The sequence below is a fragment of the Mucilaginibacter sp. GW822-FHT03E02 genome (assembly GCF_058801545.1).
Genome location: NZ_JBXANJ010000001.1, coordinates 4,142,709 through 4,159,636 on the forward strand (window position 1 = coordinate 4,142,709; position 16,928 = coordinate 4,159,636).

A 16,928-nucleotide genomic window follows, 5' to 3' on the forward strand; every position below is an offset into this window, starting at 1 on the left:
GCCTATAAGATTCGCTTTGCCCATCTGCTCATCTGAAATCTGCACATCTACAGTCGCTCACACATTCAAAAATCCGAAATCGAACATCCAAAACGGCATAGCCCTCTTGAACACCTTGAAAAAACTATCAACAGTGAAAAATCCCAAATTCCTATATATCCATCACCTCTTTTTTCTTTTTGCTTTTCATCCGTTTGGGTACAAACTCAAGTATTTCGTTTTTGAGGGCTTCAATCAGGCGACGCTTCAAAAAGTTACGCTGGATAACAATGCTCACTTCTCGGGCCGGTTCGGGCGATTTAAAATAGCGCACTTTGTCGAGCTGTTTGTCGCTTAACTCGGCAAGGGCCAGTTCGGGTAATATGGTGGCCCCATTGTTTTGATCGACCATGCGTTTGAGGGTTTCAACGCTGCCGGTATTATATTCAAAATGCTGGAAACCTTTGGTGGCCTTGCGGCGCTGGCAAATGTTTAATACCTGTTCGCGCATGCAATGTCCTTCGTTCAGGATCCAGATTTCCTCCATATCAATATCATCGGGGGTAATGTTTTTCTTTTTCGAAAGCTTGCTGTTTTTGGATACGTAGGCTACAAAATTTTCATAAAAAACGGGGATCTCCGTCAAGCTACTTTCATGCAGCGGGGTAGATAAGATACCACAATCAATCATCCCCAATTTTAACTGCTGAACAATTTCTTCGGTTGTTTGTTCCCATACTACGAGTTTTACCTGCGGGTATTTTTCTATAAACCCGTGGATGATTTTGGGTAATATGTAAGGCGAGACAGTGGGGATAATACCAACCCTTAACTCGCCGGATAGTTCTTTTTGCCTGTCGGTGATGATCTCCTTGATCTTCTCACTTTCAGACAGCATGATGCGGGCCTGGGTAATTATTTCGATGCCAATTTCGGTAGGCGTCACAGGCTGTTTACTGCGGTCGAATATTTTTACGCCGAGGGTATCCTCCAGTTTTTGTACCTGCATGCTTAAGGTAGGCTGCGTAATAAAACACTTTTCCGCGGCTAAAACAAAGCTGCGATAAGTATCAACAGCTACAATGTATTCCAGTTGGGTTATGGTCATTTGATATAGATAAACTCTATACAAATATAGTAATTATTGATTTTCTCTATTGAATTATTATGCTGAAGTTTGAATTACAAAACGAAGTATTTATGGAAACTAAAAAGAAACTGACAACCGCCTCGGGCAAGCCTTACGCCGAAAACGAGAACTCCCAAACCGCGGGGCCGCGGGGGCCAATCCTGTTGCAGGATTTTATTCTGCACGAAAAAATGGCACACTTTAACCGCGAGCGGATTCCTGAACGTGTTGTACATGCCAAGGGCTCGGGTGCATACGGCACACTGACAATTACACATGATATAAGCAAATACACCAGGGCAAAAGTTTTTAACGCCATTGGCAAGCAAACAAAATTGTTTCTTCGTTTTTCGACCGTTGGTGGCGAAAAAGGATCTGCCGATACTGAACGCGACCCGCGTGGCTTTGCCATTAAGTTTTATACCGAGGATGGTAACTGGGATTTAGTTGGCAATAACACCCCCGTATTTTTTATAAAAGACCCCAAAAAATTTGGCGATTTCATCCACACGCAAAAGCGGGACCCGTATACCAATTGCAAAAGCGCTACTATGATGTGGGATTTTTGGTCGTTAAACCCCGAAAGCCTGCACCAGGTAACCATCCTGATGAGCGATAGGGGCACGCCTTATGGCTACCGCCACATGGATGGTTTTGGCAGCCATACTTTTTCATTCATTAATGCCGCTAACGAAAGATTTTGGGTTAAATTTCATTTTAAAACCCTGCAAGGCATCAAAAACTTTACCGATGCCGAAGCCGGCGAAATGCGCGGAAAAGCCCCGGATTTTGCGCAGCATGACTTGCTAACACATATTGATAACGGCGATTTCCCGAAATGGGCCATGAAAATACAGGTAATGCCCGAGGCTGATGCCAAAACTTACCACATCAACCCATTTGATTTAACCAAGGTGTGGCCACATGGCGATTACCCGCTGATTGATGTTGGTGTATTGGAATTGAATGAAAACCCCGATAATTATTTTGCCCATGTTGAGCAGGCTGCTTTTGCACCCGCTCACGTAATTGATGGCGTTGGCTACTCGCCGGATAAAATGCTGCAGGGCCGTATCCTGTCATATCCGGATGCGCACCGTTATCGTTTAGGTGGTAATTACGAGCAAATACCGGTTAATAAATGCCCTTACCTGGTAAGTAATTACCAAAGGGATGGCGCAATGGCGGTAAACGGCAACGGCGGATCGGCACCTAATTACTTCCCCAATAGTTTTGACGATATAGAGGCCGATCAAAGCTACAAAGAACCCGCCTGGGATTTCGGCAGCTCCGTTGGGGATTGGTATGACCGCAACGCCGAAGGTGAAAACGACCATTACACACAGCCCGGCAATTTGTACCGGTTAATGGATGCTCAACAAAAGCAGGATTTGATTAATAATATCGTAAACTCCATGAGCGGGATAGACGGGCCGAAGAAAGACCTGATTACCAACCGCCAGCTTTGCCACTGGTTCCGTGCAGATATTAACCTGGGCATGGCCATAGCCAAAGGCCTGCAGCTTGACCTGGCAGAAACCATGCAGCATATGCCGGCTTAGTTAAGTTTGCAGTTTAGAGTTTGCAGCAGGCAGTTTTTTGTCTGAACTCGGATTAAACAGATTCATCAGATTTTTTGGATTTGATTCGGAAAAATCCGGTAATCCATTAATCTGCTTAATCCGAGTTCAGACAAAATCTAAGCCTTACTCCACTGTAACAGATTTAGCCAGATTCCTTGGCTGGTCAACATTACAACCCCTCATAACAGCTATGTGGTAAGCCAGTAATTGTAATGGTATAGTTGCTATCAGCGGTACAAATGCTTCGTGGGTTTGGGGTATCTCAATTACATAATCGGCCATGTCTCTTACTTCGGTATCACCTTCGGTAACAATGGCTATTACGTGGCCTTTGCGGGCTTTTACTTCCTGTATATTACTGATCACTTTTTCGTACGATGAGCTTTGGGTTGCAATTACAACCACCGGCATATCATCGTCAATTAAGGCGATGGGGCCGTGTTTCATTTCGGCGGCAGGGTAACCCTCGGCATGGATATAGGAGATCTCTTTCAGCTTTAAAGCGCCCTCTAAGGCAACCGGGAATGAGCTGCCCCTGCCCAGGAACAGGCAGTTAGTTGAATCTTTAAACTTGGCGGCAATTTTTACTACATGATCGTTGCATTTTAAAGCTTCCTCAACCAGTTGAGGGATCTGGTTTAATTCGGTTAAATATTCAACCAGCTTGCTTTGCGTTATTTTACCGCGCTGCTGGGCTATATAAAACGCAATCAGCGTTAAAACACTTACCTGGGCTGTAAACGCCTTGGTTGATGCCACCCCAATTTCGGGGCCCGCATGTGTGTAAACACCAGCATGCGTAGTACGCGGAATGGATGCACCTACTACGTTGCAAATGCCAAAAATAGTAGCTCCTTTTTCCTTCGCCAATTCTATAGCCGCCATAGTATCGGCAGTTTCGCCCGACTGGGAGATGGCTATTACCAAATCTTTCTCGGTGATGATGGGGTTACGGTATCTGAACTCCGAAGCATACTCCACCTCAACAGGTACGCGGGCATATTCCTCGATCAAATATTCGCCAACCAGGCCGGCATGCCATGAGGTACCGCAGGCAATGATGATGATCCTGTCTACATTTTTTAACTTCTCGGTATATTCTTTTATCCCACCCAACTGGACTTTGCCTTGCTGCGGGTAAATACGGCCGCGTAAGCAATCGCGGATAGAGCGCGGCTGCTCGTAAATCTCCTTCAGCATAAAATGTTCGTAGCCGCCTTTTTCCAGCATTTCCAGCTTAAGGTCAAGTTCCTGGATGTAGGGTGTTTGTACCGAGTTATCGATGTTTTTGATCAGCAGATTATCACGGTGTATATAGGCAATTTCGTTATCGTTTAAATAGATCACGTTTTTGGTGTATTCCACAATGGGCGTAGCATCTGATGCTATAAAGTATTCGCCTTTGCCAACACCTATCACCATGGGGCTGCCTTTGCGTGCTGCTATAAGTAAATCGGGCTCATCGGCACTCATAATCACTATGGCATAAGCACCAATAACTTTAGTAAGCGATACCCTTACAGCCTCGCGCAAGCCAAGGCCTGTTTGGTCCATGATATCTTCTATCAGGTGAATGAGCACCTCGGTGTCGGTATCGCTTTTAAAAATGTGGCCTTTGGCTGTAAGCGTTTCTTTAATAACGCCGTAGTTTTCGATGATACCATTATGTATTATGGTAAGCTTACGATTACCAGATGAATGAGGGTGCGAGTTTCGGTCGCTTGGTGCGCCGTGGGTAGCCCAGCGCGTGTGCCCCATACCCATTGATCCTTTAAGATCAATACCCTTCACAAAGTTTTCAAGGTCATCAACCTTGCCGGCTTTTTTATAAACCTTCAGTTCTTTATCTAACAGCGCAACGCCGGCACTGTCATACCCCCTGTATTCTAAACGATGAAGCCCTTTTATAATGATGGGATAAGCATCCCTGTAACCTATATAACCAACAATTCCGCACATAGTAAATTTTATAAAATGTAAATGGAGCAAAAATAATCAGGTATATAACACACTTCATAGCTTATTATTTTAATTATTTCAGAAAATGGGAAGGTTTTTACTTACTTAAAAATTAATTTTAAGAAGTATTTTGGGCTTAAACAAAAAAATCCCCTAAGCGGGGATTCTTTTTATTTTAATTAAGTTTTTACAGCTTGGGTATCTTGGTATAAAAAATATTCAGCTTGATGCGGTATGGCGAGTTTTTATCGCTACCAATCAATATTGTACGGCCCGCAATTTGCGCGCTGGGGGCTATAATGCCTGCACCAGTAGTTGAGTTTACTTCGGTAGTATCAATAGGGGCAACGTAAGTGCCATAATCTATTGTCTTTTTACGAATCAAATCCTGCACGTAGCTTGTAATTACAAACCGGTAGGCTTTTACAGGTTCTTTGGTTGTACGGGTGTAAAAGCCACCAAATATACCTGCCTGGTAAAGTGCGTTTGACGACGATGCATCCTGAATCAAAATGCGCTGGTTGGCAATATCCAGTTGATACATGGCCAATTTAGGCAACGAGGCATACGGAATACCCGAGCCCTGCACAGGTGTTATGATTAATTCGGCGCGGTTTAATACAATTGAATCGGGGTTAAGCTTGCTTAAACCCGGGAATCCAACTTTGGCACGTAAGGCACCCAGGCCTTGCAGGTAAACCGTAGTTTGGCTGGTTACTTTAGCCTTTCTTGCCGCATCCGTCACACTGCCATACTGATGTCTTATTTCGGCAGCGTGTATAGGGAAGGTTAACGATACACTTGCAGTATCTGTTGTGGCATCATTCTTGGCCTTGTAAAATACATCAAGGTGCGACCGTGTGGAAGAAAGATTTAATTGTAATGTACCACCCGCGTTTGATGATTGTGTTCGTGCCAGCGTTAAATATAAGCCCTTAACTAAATCCTGAAAAGCCGCGTCAGAAGCCAATGCGGTTCCAGTAGCATTAAAAAGGTTATCATAAATAAACTGCTTGCTAAAAGGTATACGCAACTGCGGTGCAACCCTTTGCACGGTATCAATAGTATCCTTACGGATGCGGGCAATAGTTAAGCTATCATGTGTGTTGGCGGTAAATGTTTTAGTTGCCAATACAGTAGCCTGGCTTGCCCAGCGTTTAGTGCCGTAATAGGTTTGGTTAGTAGGTTTATCCTGTAGCTGATATACGTTAACTTTATATCGTGAAACTACGGAATCGCCATAAAAGCCATCAGCATAGCCAAGTACAAGCACGGCCGAATCTATAGTAAGTGTACCTGCAGGAACTGTATACGGCGCCGTTGGCAGCAGAATACCCAGTGCTACGTTTGTTTTTGTTGTACCAAAAATCGGATCAACAAATTCGCCAAGTGGTGTTTTGGTTAAACCCGATGTAACTACGCTTACGGTATCTTCGTCAACAGTGTTGATGGTAACGGTGGTATCAACAAGCAAAGTGCCGCTTACCTGGGATGATGTATCTACCCCTAAACCTATGCCCTCCTGGCGCTTACAGCTATTGAAAATAAAAAGACTTATTAACAGGGTCAATAAGTCTAATCTGAAAAATTTCATATATAATATTAAGTCTTATGCAACATGCACCAATTCGTCGTTGGTAATTTCGTCGTAAAAATTGTAATAATTTTCGAAATCTGCGGTAGAATCAAATTCTAAAACCGATTTATTGCTGTTTTTAACATTATTTAACACATCTGCGTCGATATTCTCGCTGCCCAAAACAATCCCGTCTGAGTACTGGATTGCGCCGGCATAAAGTGCAGTGTTGGTACCCTCTTTGTAAGCGTCAACGTGAGCCTCGGTCATGTTGTTCATGATTGCTTTTTGGGCAAAATCAGCATCAAGCTTATCATTAAAATCGTTTTCGTAAATCGAATAGATGATTTTTGAATGCTTGAAAGTCGGATCGTCTTTGTAAGTAGTTTTTAAATACGCAGGCACCAGGGCGCTTAACCATCCATGGCAATGAATGATGTCAGGAGCCCATCCTAATTTTTTAACCGTCTCCAATGCGCCCTTGCAAAAGAAGATCATACGCTCGTCATTATCGGCATAAAACTTACCGTCCTTATCACCAAACACATGTTTACGCTGAAAATATTCTTCATTATCTAAAAAATACACCTGCATACGCGCTGCCGGGATAGATGCTACCTTAATGATCAGCGGGTTATCATTATCGTTGATAATAATATTCATACCCGATAAACGGATAACTTCATGAAGCCTGTTCCTGCGCTCGTTAATATTGCCAAAACGCGGCATAAGGATCCGGATCTCGAATCCCTTCTCCTGCATTGCCTGCGGGAGTTGGCGTGTTATTTCAGCAATTTTTGTGAGTTCAAGGAAAGGAGACATTTCATGAGTTATAAACAATAGCTTAGATTTACCCATCACTTAATCAGTATTAAAAATATGTAAAGAAGTCAAAAAATTTGAGTGTGCAAATATAATCATTATTATATGAACTGTCAACGAATTGTGCAAGTAACTTTTGGTATTTTTTGCGTAAATGCACACCTTTGCCAAATTTTGTAATTCAAACTACATTGAAGATATTTACCACCAGGCAACAGCTAAACCAGTACTTTGCCAACAAAACCGGCAAAACTGTTGGCTTTGTACCTACAATGGGCGCACTGCATAACGGCCATATATCGTTAATTAAACAGGCTCAGCAAATTAGCACCGAAGTGGTTTGCAGTATTTTTGTAAACCCAACCCAGTTTAACGATCCCAAAGACCTTGAAAAGTACCCCCGTCCCATAGCTGCCGATATAGCTATGTTGGAGCAGGCAGGCTGCGATATATTGTTTAACCCGGCGGTTGATGAGATGTATGCTGATAATGAGAAATGGCATTTAGACATAGGCAACCTGGAGCATTTACTGGAAGGTAAATTCCGCCCGGGACATTACCAGGGTGTTATGCAGGTGGTAAATAAGCTGTTCAACATCGTAAAGCCCGACATCGCCTTTTTTGGCCAAAAAGACTACCAGCAGTTTATGGTGATCAATAAAATGGTTGATTTGATGAACATGCCGGTAAAGCTGATCATGTGCCCCATTTTACGCGATGCCGATGGCCTGGCCATGAGCTCGAGGAATATTCACTTAACTGCCGGCGACAGGCAGCACGCGCTTATATTATCGAAAACGTTAAACTGGGTTAAAAGCAATTTCGATACAGAGAATATACCCCAGCTTCAGCAGCAGGCCGAACAGATGATAGGTGCTGAGCCGGACATCAGCCTTGAATATTTTGAAATTGTTGATGGCGATACGCTGCTGCCGGCCAATTCGGCCACAAAAAGTGTAGTTGCACTGGTAGCAGCCCGGGTAGGTAAAACAAGATTGATAGATAATACGTTGATGCTTTAGTTCATCGTTCATCGTTCATGGTACAGGTAGTTTATTAGGTGCTGACTATGAATTAATTGTAATCTTTTTGGCCATGAACCATCAACTATGACCCATGAACAAAAAAGTTTATAACTTTGCGCCATGATTATTGAAATATTGAAGTCCAAAATTCACAGGGTGAAGGTTACGCAGGCAGAGCTGAATTATGTGGGCAGTATTACAATTGACGAAGACCTGATAGAAGCAGCCGATATTATTCCGAACGAAAAAGTTCAGATAGTGAATAACAATAATGGCGCGCGCTTTGAAACTTATGTTATAAAAGGTGAGCGCGGCAGCGGCACGGTTTGCTTAAATGGTGCTACCGCCAGGCTGGCCCAGGTTGGCGATGTGGTTATTATTATGTCATACGCCTATATGGAGCGCGACGAAGCGAGAAAATATGAACCTATATTGGTATTTCCTGATGCCGATAATAAATTAATAAAGTAAATTAGCGCGGTTTTAAAGCCCCCTGGTTTACTAATGAAATTACCTTTAACCTTTACCTTCCTTCTCATGGCATCGCTTTGCTTTGCCCAGCGCCAGAATGTTTATTTTTTGAAAAACAACGGCAAACATGTTGATGTCCGCGATAGCGCTGATTATATCAGGATCATTCGCGAGCCCGATTCAGGGACTGTTTTTTTCAATGTTCTGGAGTACTACCCTAACGGGAAAGTTAAGATGTTGGGTAAAACCTCTACCATCGATCCGGTAACACTTGAGGACCAGTGCATCACGTACTTTAAAAACAGCAATAAAGAATCTGTGCGCACCTACAAAAAAGGTAAGGAGATTAATAGCGCGTATGATTATTTCCCAAATGGTAAGTTATACCTTGGCCGGGAATTTCCTGATAACGATAACCCTTATAATGATTTTGAAGAGAACTATTTGGTGACGGATTGTCTCGATTCTTTAGGAACGCCATTGGTAACCGATGGCAACGGGCATTATGTTGGTTATAGTAACGATTTTAAAAAAATAACCGAAGAGGGCGAAATCAAAAATGGCAAACGGGAAGGGCTTTGGAAAGGCCGTTTTGACGATATTCATACCCGCTTTGAAGAAAATTATAGTAACGGCCAACTCATTTCAGGCACTGCAACGTTAGATGATGGCAAAGTTAATACCTATACCAAAACAAGGAGCGTGCCGCCGCAGTTTAAGGGCGGGGTGCCGGGTTTTGGCCGGTACCTTTCCAATCATATTGAATATCCCACCTATGCAAGGCAAAATAATATTCAAGGCCGTGTAGTTTTAACTTTTGTTGTTGAAAAAAGCGGGCAGGTTTCAGAGGTTAAAGTTACAAAAACTGTTAACCGTGAGCTTGATGCCGAGGCCGTAAGGGTATTAAACGCTTCTCCTAAATGGATACCAGGTATGCGTTTTGGGTCGCCTGTCAGGGTTCTGTATTCGGTGCCGGTTACTTTTGCACTGCAGGGGTATTGATACTATCGCTCCCGGGGTTCGGCACCTATACTTAACGATACTTTCAGTTCCACATCGGTGTTAGCGGCTTTACGCAACAGGTAAACCATCCTAATGCGCACACTTGGCTCCCTTACAATCTCATCCAAAAAATGCGAGTTATCTATATCCAGCACCACACTGTTACCAACGTTGGCAGTAATATCTTTACGAATGGCTACTAATACCTCGTCGCTGCCATCGGCTTTGGCCATATAAATCCTTAAAGCAGCAATATTGCCAATGTTATAATCCGATGGATCTTTTGATTGTAGCTTTGCCGATATAATACGAACTTCACTTATCCGGTTTGCATTATTGCCATCTTTGGTAAAATCCTGGTCGAAGCTGTTGGCCGTACTTATGGCGGTATGCGGCTGATCGACCGACGACGATGCAGGAATTACCAGGTTAGCCGTGTAAGGGAACGTAGATTTCATGATTGACTGCAGCATACCACAGCTTCCGAACAGGAAAATAGCGGCAAACAGAAAAAATGTATGTTTCTTCATCATAATTTATCGCTGTAAGGTAATTGTACATTACTACAATTACAAGTTTAATTGGTTTTATAGGTAATTTATACCTTGTATAAATATATTAAGATTTTATGGAAACAAATGGTTTATTGCAAGTACATTGTAAAATGAACAACTGTCGCCATATTTCCAATTTAAAACGTATACTCATTTCACACTTCATTTGTTTCGTTAAATCGCAATGATGTAATATGTTATTTGGCATTCATTACCCGTAAGAAAAATCCTGCTATCATGCGGATTTGATACCGACAAGGAGCTAAAACTCACCGAAATGCTAAAATTTAAGGACGTACATAAAATATAAATATTAATTCAAAAAAAAGATTAATTGTGTGCGTCAAAACTCTATCTTTGCACCCCGACACTGAGGTCGGGATTTCTCGCCTTCAGTGCATAGGAAAAATCGTTTAAAGGAGTTAAAAATCCTTTAACTTTTGACTTAGAACTTTTGATTTAAAAAAAAGCCCTATGCCCAAAGATAATTCCATCAAATCCGTTCTGATTATCGGCTCTGGCCCCATTATTATTGGCCAGGCCTGCGAATTTGATTACGCCGGCTCGCAAGCCGCCCTTTCCCTTAAAGAAGAAGGCATCACCGTTTCTATCATCAACAGCAACCCCGCCACTATCATGACGGATAAGGTTATTGGCGATCATGTTTACCTGCTGCCTTTAACCTGCGCAAGTATCGAGCAGATACTTAACGAGCGGCAAATTGACGCGGTACTACCTACTATGGGTGGCCAAACCGCGCTTAACCTTTGTATTGAGGCTGCCGAGCAGGGTATTTGGGAAAAACACAATGTTAAAATTGTGGGTGTTGATATTGCCGCAATCGAAAAAACCGAAAACCGCGAAGCTTTTCGCCAATTGATGGTTGATATTGGTGTAGGCGTAGCCAAATCAAAAATTGCCAACTCATTTCTGGAAGGTAAAGAAGCCGCGCAGGAAATTGGTTTCCCGCTGGTTATCCGCCCAAGCTATACCCTTGGCGGTAAAGGTGCAGGTTTTGTACACAAAAAAGAAGATTTTGATGCCGCATTAAGCAAAGGCTTACAGGCATCGCCTACCCACGAGGTTTTGGTTGAACAGGCCGTTATAGGTTGGAAAGAATACGAATTAGAGCTGCTGCGCGATAATAACGACAACGTAATTATCATCTGCTCTATCGAGAACTTCGACCCGATGGGTATCCATACCGGCGACTCGATAACCGTAGCCCCGGCCATGACACTGAGCGACCGCTGCTACCAGGATATGCGCAACCAGGCCATCCGAATGATGCGCGCCATTGGTAACTTTGCGGGCGGCTGTAACGTACAGTTCTCGGTTAACCCTGCCGATGAAGCCATCATCGCCATTGAAATTAACCCACGGGTATCGCGTTCATCTGCACTCGCATCCAAAGCAACCGGTTACCCGATTGCTAAAATTGCTGCTAAGCTGGCCATAGGTTATAACCTTGATGAAATAGAAAACCAGATCACCAAAACAACTTCGGCTTATTTTGAGCCTACTTTGGATTACGTGATTGTAAAAATACCACGCTGGAACTTTGATAAATTCAAAGGCGCCAACCGCGAACTTGGCCTGCAAATGAAATCGGTAGGCGAGGTAATGGGCATTGGCCGCAGCTTTATTGAAGCATTGCAAAAAGCTTGTCAAAGTTTAGAGATAGGCCGGGCCGGTTTAGGTGCCGATGGCCGCCAGAGCCGCAACCTGGAAGAAATTATGCACAGCCTGGAACACCCAAGCTGGGACAGGTTATTCCATATTTACGACGCGCTAAGCCTTGGCGTACCTATCGAATCGGTGCGTAAGGTAACCAAGATAGATCGCTGGTTCCTGAACCAGATCATGGATGTGGTTAACTTAGAGAACGAACTGCGCCGCTACTCGCTGAATAATATCCCTGAAGACTTCCTGTTCACCTTAAAACAAAAAGGCTTCTCGGATACGCAAATAGCTTACATTTTAGGTAACGTTACCGAAGAGGATGTTTACCAGCGCCGCAAAGCCCTGGGCATTAAGCGTGTTTACAAAATGGTTGACACGTGTGCTGCGGAGTTCCCTGCAAAAACACCTTACTATTACTCCACTTACGAAGGTGAAAACGAATCTGTCTCGTCTGATAAAAAGAAGATCATCGTTTTAGGATCGGGCCCCAACCGTATTGGCCAGGGTATTGAGTTTGATTATAGCTGCGTACACGGATTATTAGCCGCAAAAGAATCGGGTTTTGAAGCCATCATGGTTAACTGTAACCCCGAAACGGTATCAACCGACTTTAACATGGCCGATAAGCTATACTTTGAGCCGGTTTACTGGGAGCATGTTCGCGAGATCATCGAATTGGAAAAACCTTACGGCGTAATTGTACAGCTTGGTGGTCAAACGGCTTTAAAAATGGCCGAAAAGATGCATGAGCACGGCATTAACATCATAGGTACCTCATTCAATGATATGGATGTGGCCGAAGACCGCGGCCGTTTCAGCGACTTGTTGAAAGAATTGAATATCCCTTACCCTAAATACGGTGTTGCCGAAAGTGCCGAAGAAGCCCTTGAAGTAGCCCACCAGGTTGGTTACCCGGTACTTGTTCGCCCAAGCTATGTATTGGGTGGCCAGGGCATGAGCATTGTGATTAACGATGAGGATTTGGAGAAAGCTGTTGTAAGCTTACTTAAAAACCTGCCAGGTAACCGCGTACTGATTGACCACTTCCTTGACCGTGCCGCCGAGGCCGAATCTGATTCGATAAGCGATGGCGACGATGTGCATATAGTGGGTTTAATGGAACACATTGAGCCTGCAGGTATCCACTCAGGCGATTCATTCGCGGTATTGCCGCCATTTGATTTATCCGATAATGTGATAAGCCAGATGGAAGAGTACACTGAAAAAATAGCCAGGGCACTAAACGTGCGTGGCTTGCTAAACATCCAGTTTGCGGTAAAAAACGATCAGGTGTTTGTGATAGAAGCCAACCCGCGTGCATCACGTACGGTGCCTTTTATAGCCAAAGCTTACGATGTACCATACATCAACATAGCGGCCAAAGTAATGCTGGGCGTTGCCAAACTGAAAGACTTTACCATCGAACGCAAGCTTTGGGGTTATGCCATCAAAGAACCGGTGTTCTCGTTTGATAAATTCCCTGAAGTGAACAAAGAATTAGGCCCTGAAATGAAATCGACAGGTGAGGCTATCCGCTTTATCCCTAACCTTCAGGATCCATATTTCCGTCACCTGTACAAAGAGAAATCGATGTACCTGAGCCGGTAGTTTGTAGTCCAAAGTATTAAGTCCAAAGTTAAAAGTAATAAATCGGACTTAGGACTTGAGGCTTAGAACTTAAGACTTAACATTGTTTAATAGCTAATAACAATTGCCTGTAGCCCCGGTTACAGGCAATTTATGGTTAAATTTAGTTGCTATAGTTTGAAAGTTAATTTGAATAATAACCAGGCATTCAACCTTAATAGTGTTGACCCTGAGGAGTTAGGTGACGTTCTTGTAAAAATTGAAAGATCATTTAATATCAGTTTCGAAGATACGTCTGTAAGGGATGTAAAAACCTTCGGTAAACTTTGCGATATTGTTGTTGAAAAAATAAAACACGTAAACAACGAAAGCTGCACCACCCAGCAGGCATTTTATAAGATCAGGAATGCCATTAATTCCACCATTGCCGCGCCACGGGAACTGGTAAAACCCCAAACAAAACTCGAAGACATTTTTCCGCGCGATAACCGTATTGTGGTTATTAACGAAATAGAACGAGAAATGGGTTTCCAACTCAATTTATTGGAGCCTAAGCAAGGGGTAATAGCGGCATTTGCGTTCATTTTAGCAGCCTCGGTTGCCGGTTTCTTTTTCCAGCCGATAGTGGCATGCTTTGGTTTGGCCGTAGCGCTTTCGGGCCTGGCGCTTGCCGGTAAATTTGGTAAAGAACTAAAAGTAAAAACCCTTGGCGACCTGGCCGAAAAAGTAGCAAAGGAGCATCACCTTAAATGCAAACGCGAAGCATCCACAGTAAACCGGGCCGAGGTAACCCAAAAAGTTAAGGAACTGTTTACCAGTGGCCTGTATGTATAATCGCCGGTTTTAACCGGCGACCTTAGATTTAATTAACAAATAGTTAAAAAACATATAAATCCTTATTGTTATTTTGCATAAAAAACACTTTATGCCTGCTAACAATAAGGTTTTTGTATTTTCTATATTATTTGTATGTGCATTTTTTTGTGCCGGCAAGGTTAAAGGCCAGGCCAAAAACGCCATTGGTATCGGAGCCGCCCTTAATACCTCAAAGGAAAACAGCATGGGTTTTGGTTCGCTTTTACAAGGCGAAATAAAACTGGCTAAAGCTGTAAGTTTAGTCCCCTCAATAGGTGGCGAGGTGGCTTACGGCATTTACGCGGGCCTTGCAGGGCGGTATTACTTTGATCCAACAATTTATGTTTCTGCCGGTGGTTTCGCGAATTACAACGGCGATAGCGGGAGCGGCTCCGGCGGAACAGGAGGGTTAGGTTTTATACTCATGTCGACCCACCGGCAAACCATCGATTTAAATCTTCACGGCGATTATCTGAAAAACAAGCACCAGTCTACACCGATTGCAGGTGTACGCCTTATTTACAGTTTCTCGTTTACCCGGCTCAATTAAGCTACCGATGCAATTCTTGGGGGATTGTAGCCGCAATTACTACATATCAACCATCAGCCCTTTTACCTCAAAGGTAATTTTCCTTTTAGGGTCTGTTTTTACCTTGTGTTGTTTTTTCCCGGTTACCGTATCACCTGCCAAGTGTTGCAGGTCATCGGCTATAAACACTTTTTCGGCCACACCTTCTATGATCACGGTACGGCCAGCCAGCTGTGATGGCAGCATGACATTATAATCTTTAAAATGGGCTGCCACTATTTTGCCGCCACCTGCATCTACATCAAACCAACCGCCTTGTTCTTTGGTCACCTTGATGATCTTACCCTCAATAGTGGTACTTATTCTTGTCTTTTTACCCATAAAGGCTTCCACTTTATTGGCAGTCATCATGGCCACGGTATCGGGCTTTTTTCCGTAAACCATACCATGAGGTAGCGGAATGTGCTTTTGAGCAAATACCATTGCAGACATCAGCAAGGCCATCAGTAACACGGATATTTTCATAACAATAGCTTGTTTTTACATAACACTATAGCCGGCAAAATGTTGTATTTACTTTACCGGCCTGTTACTGTTACATTTTGTGTTTATTGGCCGTATTATATTCACTTTAAACTCATTTATTTTTATTCAATTTGCAACCGGCTTTTATTTAAGTGTTAATGAATGTTAAAATATTCGTTTTAGGTAATAAGCTTTGTCAAGTTGTTTATTTTTACAGCTGATAATACCGTTCTCATTAATTCACATTATTTCAAATGAACAAAAATCTTACTAATTCCATCCTGTTTGCGGCAGTAGTGTTTACTATTGCTTTAACCCAGGCAGGGTGTGTTAAAAGCAATAATCCTACTCCTGGCGTAGTGCCTGTTATATCCACCACTGATGTGGTTAAAGATGCTGCCGATACCAGCGCCCACAGCGGCGGTTTTATTACCGAAGCGCTTACTTATGCCGTATCAACCTATGGTGTATGCTGGAGCGCAACAAACACAACCCCAACTACTGCCGATTCAAAAACTGCCGATACTGTTAACTATTTAACCTACGCCAGTAAAATGAAAGGCTTAAAAGTTAACACTAAATATTATGTACGCGCCTACGCCACCAATTCTGTTGGTACCGGCTATGGTAAAGTTGTGGAATTTACTACCGGTGCCGATTTGACATCGAAAGTAGGTACCGTTAGCACATTTGCCGGTAACAGTAGTGTTGGCTTCATTGATGCTACAGGTGCCGCTGCGTCTTTTTACAGTCCGCAAGGTATCACCATCAGTAGTACAGGTACTATTTATATAGCCGATGCTTTTAACAGCGCCATCAGGACTGTTACTACCGGCGCAACGGTAAACACATTAACAGGTAACGGAACAATCGGGTACGTAGATGGCTCACTGGCCAATGCCCGCTTCTACGCACCACAAAGTTTGGTAACTGATGCCGCAGGCAACATTTATGTAGCCGATTTTAGCAACAATATTATCCGCAAAATAACCCCGGCTGGTGTGGTAAGCACCCTGGCAGGCAGCGGGACCGCAGGTTATGACGATGGGACAGGTACAGCCGCTACATTTAACAACCCCCGCGGTATAGTGATTGACGGCTCTGGTAACCTTTACATAGCCGACAGTGGCAATAACCTGATCCGCAAGGTTACGGCGGCTGGTGTGGTAACTACATTTGCCGGCAACAGGGCGGCGGCCTGGGTTAATAATACTACGGCTACCACTGCTTCATTTAACAAGCCATCGGGCCTGGCTATTAATGCAGCCGGCGATATTTATGTAGCCGACGCGCTAAATTATTCTATCCGCAAAGTAACCTCCGCAGGTGTAGTGAGCACCTATTTAGGCGATCCCAAACACCGGGTTGTCGGCTCGCCGACGGCATTAACATTTGATGCTAAAGGGAACCTTTTTATAGCTGACCAAACCGGCCGTGTATTTGAAATTACTACCGATAAAGTTTTACTGCCATTAGCCGGCCTTAGCGCCACCGCAGGCTTTGCCGAAGGCAGCGGTAAAAACGCACTGTTTGCATCGCCACAAGGCGTAGCTGCCGATGCAAGCGGCAACTTATACGTAACCGACTCTGGCAACAACCGTATCCGTAAAATTGTATTGCCATCTTTATAGTAGGTGAAAGGATAAAGG

The 16,928-nt window shown here is 43.6% G+C and carries 14 protein-coding genes; 8 read left to right on the forward strand and 6 right to left on the reverse strand.

Annotated features, from left to right (window positions below):
• Positions 1–151: 151 nt before the first annotated feature.
• On the reverse strand, positions 152–1,087 hold the full coding sequence (locus AC1RM2_RS17265; protein ID WP_492986431.1) for a hydrogen peroxide-inducible genes activator: 936 nt from the start codon (positions 1,085–1,087) through the stop codon (positions 152–154).
• Between the two features lie 92 nt (positions 1,088–1,179).
• Between AC1RM2_RS17265 and AC1RM2_RS17270 the strand changes: the two genes are divergently transcribed.
• Positions 1,180–2,670, forward strand: coding sequence for a catalase (locus tag AC1RM2_RS17270; protein WP_492988258.1), 1,491 nt, complete (start codon positions 1,180–1,182; stop codon positions 2,668–2,670).
• 144 nt (positions 2,671–2,814) lie between these two features.
• Here AC1RM2_RS17270 and glmS read toward each other — a convergent pair whose 3' ends face one another.
• From glmS to AC1RM2_RS17285, 3 genes are all read right to left on the reverse strand, one after another.
• Positions 2,815–4,650, reverse strand: a complete 1,836-nt coding sequence (gene glmS / locus AC1RM2_RS17275) for a glutamine--fructose-6-phosphate transaminase (isomerizing) (protein ID WP_492986432.1) — start codon at positions 4,648–4,650, stop codon at positions 2,815–2,817.
• A 187-nt stretch (positions 4,651–4,837) separates the two neighbouring features.
• Positions 4,838–6,244: a DUF4270 family protein gene (locus AC1RM2_RS17280; RefSeq protein WP_492986433.1), complete on the reverse strand. Its 1,407-nt coding sequence runs from the start codon at positions 6,242–6,244 to the stop codon at positions 4,838–4,840.
• 15 nt (positions 6,245–6,259) lie between these two features.
• Entirely contained in the window at positions 6,260–7,084 is an 825-nt protein-coding gene (locus tag AC1RM2_RS17285) for a glycogen/starch synthase (RefSeq protein WP_492986434.1), read from the reverse strand.
• A 155-nt stretch (positions 7,085–7,239) separates the two neighbouring features.
• On the opposite strand from AC1RM2_RS17285, the gene panC reads away from it, so the two are divergent.
• The 3 genes from panC (at position 7,240) to AC1RM2_RS17300 (ending at position 9,546) form a co-directional block, all read left to right on the forward strand.
• The gene (panC, locus tag AC1RM2_RS17290; RefSeq protein ID WP_492986435.1) at positions 7,240–8,070 is read left to right on the forward strand and encodes a pantoate--beta-alanine ligase; all 831 of its coding nucleotides are present in this window, start codon (positions 7,240–7,242) and stop codon (positions 8,068–8,070) included.
• A 123-nt stretch (positions 8,071–8,193) separates the two neighbouring features.
• Positions 8,194–8,544, forward strand: a complete 351-nt coding sequence (gene panD, locus AC1RM2_RS17295; RefSeq protein WP_090651607.1) for an aspartate 1-decarboxylase — start codon at positions 8,194–8,196, stop codon at positions 8,542–8,544.
• Between the two features lie 66 nt (positions 8,545–8,610).
• Entirely contained in the window at positions 8,611–9,546 is a 936-nt protein-coding gene (locus AC1RM2_RS17300; RefSeq protein WP_492986436.1) for an energy transducer TonB, read from the forward strand.
• Between the two features lie 2 nt (positions 9,547–9,548).
• Here AC1RM2_RS17300 and AC1RM2_RS17305 read toward each other — a convergent pair whose 3' ends face one another.
• Positions 9,549–10,079 (reverse strand): hypothetical protein, encoded by a 531-nt coding sequence (locus tag AC1RM2_RS17305; protein ID WP_492986437.1) that lies wholly within the window; start codon positions 10,077–10,079, stop codon positions 9,549–9,551.
• A gap of 495 nt (positions 10,080–10,574) precedes the next feature.
• On the opposite strand from AC1RM2_RS17305, the gene carB reads away from it, so the two are divergent.
• The 3 genes from carB to AC1RM2_RS17320 all read left to right on the forward strand — a co-directional run bounded on the left by carB (position 10,575) and on the right by AC1RM2_RS17320 (position 14,775).
• A complete protein-coding gene (gene carB / locus AC1RM2_RS17310) occupies positions 10,575–13,391 on the forward strand; it encodes a carbamoyl-phosphate synthase large subunit (protein ID WP_492986438.1) in 2,817 nt (938 codons plus the stop codon).
• Positions 13,392–13,547: 156 nt separating this feature from the next.
• Positions 13,548–14,204 (forward strand): hypothetical protein, encoded by a 657-nt coding sequence (locus AC1RM2_RS17315; protein WP_492986439.1) that lies wholly within the window; start codon positions 13,548–13,550, stop codon positions 14,202–14,204.
• A 91-nt stretch (positions 14,205–14,295) separates the two neighbouring features.
• Positions 14,296–14,775 carry a hypothetical protein gene (locus AC1RM2_RS17320; RefSeq protein WP_492986440.1) on the forward strand — a complete coding sequence of 160 codons (480 nt, stop codon included), beginning with the start codon at positions 14,296–14,298 and terminating at the stop codon, positions 14,773–14,775.
• Positions 14,776–14,814: 39 nt separating this feature from the next.
• Here the strand turns inward: AC1RM2_RS17320 and AC1RM2_RS17325 are convergent, their stop codons facing one another.
• Positions 14,815–15,279, reverse strand: a complete 465-nt coding sequence (locus tag AC1RM2_RS17325) for a DUF4920 domain-containing protein (RefSeq protein ID WP_492986441.1) — start codon at positions 15,277–15,279, stop codon at positions 14,815–14,817.
• 254 nt (positions 15,280–15,533) lie between these two features.
• Here AC1RM2_RS17325 and AC1RM2_RS17330 point away from each other — a divergent pair, with 254 nt between their 5' ends.
• On the forward strand, positions 15,534–16,910 hold the full coding sequence (locus AC1RM2_RS17330) for an NHL repeat-containing protein (RefSeq protein WP_492986442.1): 1,377 nt from the start codon (positions 15,534–15,536) through the stop codon (positions 16,908–16,910).
• Positions 16,911–16,928: the final 18 nt, after the last annotated feature.

What these genes read in the sequence shown, in the direction of transcription:
- AC1RM2_RS17265 (WP_492986431.1), bottom strand. Translation starts at nt 1,087, where the DNA reads ATGACCATAACCCAACTGGAATACATTGTAGCTGTTGATACTTATCGC.
- AC1RM2_RS17270 (WP_492988258.1), top strand. Translation starts at nt 1,180, where the DNA reads ATGGAAACTAAAAAGAAACTGACAACCGCCTCGGGCAAGCCTTACGCC.
- glmS (WP_492986432.1), bottom strand. Translation starts at nt 4,650, where the DNA reads ATGTGCGGAATTGTTGGTTATATAGGTTACAGGGATGCTTATCCCATC.
- AC1RM2_RS17280 (WP_492986433.1), bottom strand. Translation starts at nt 6,244, where the DNA reads ATGAAATTTTTCAGATTAGACTTATTGACCCTGTTAATAAGTCTTTTT.
- AC1RM2_RS17285 (WP_492986434.1), bottom strand. Translation starts at nt 7,084, where the DNA reads ATGGGTAAATCTAAGCTATTGTTTATAACTCATGAAATGTCTCCTTTC.
- panD (WP_090651607.1), top strand. Translation starts at nt 8,194, where the DNA reads ATGATTATTGAAATATTGAAGTCCAAAATTCACAGGGTGAAGGTTACG.
- AC1RM2_RS17300 (WP_492986436.1), top strand. Translation starts at nt 8,611, where the DNA reads ATGGCATCGCTTTGCTTTGCCCAGCGCCAGAATGTTTATTTTTTGAAA.
- AC1RM2_RS17305 (WP_492986437.1), bottom strand. Translation starts at nt 10,079, where the DNA reads ATGATGAAGAAACATACATTTTTTCTGTTTGCCGCTATTTTCCTGTTC.
- carB (WP_492986438.1), top strand. Translation starts at nt 10,575, where the DNA reads ATGCCCAAAGATAATTCCATCAAATCCGTTCTGATTATCGGCTCTGGC.
- AC1RM2_RS17320 (WP_492986440.1), top strand. Translation starts at nt 14,296, where the DNA reads ATGCCTGCTAACAATAAGGTTTTTGTATTTTCTATATTATTTGTATGT.
- AC1RM2_RS17325 (WP_492986441.1), bottom strand. Translation starts at nt 15,279, where the DNA reads ATGAAAATATCCGTGTTACTGATGGCCTTGCTGATGTCTGCAATGGTA.
- AC1RM2_RS17330 (WP_492986442.1), top strand. Translation starts at nt 15,534, where the DNA reads ATGAACAAAAATCTTACTAATTCCATCCTGTTTGCGGCAGTAGTGTTT.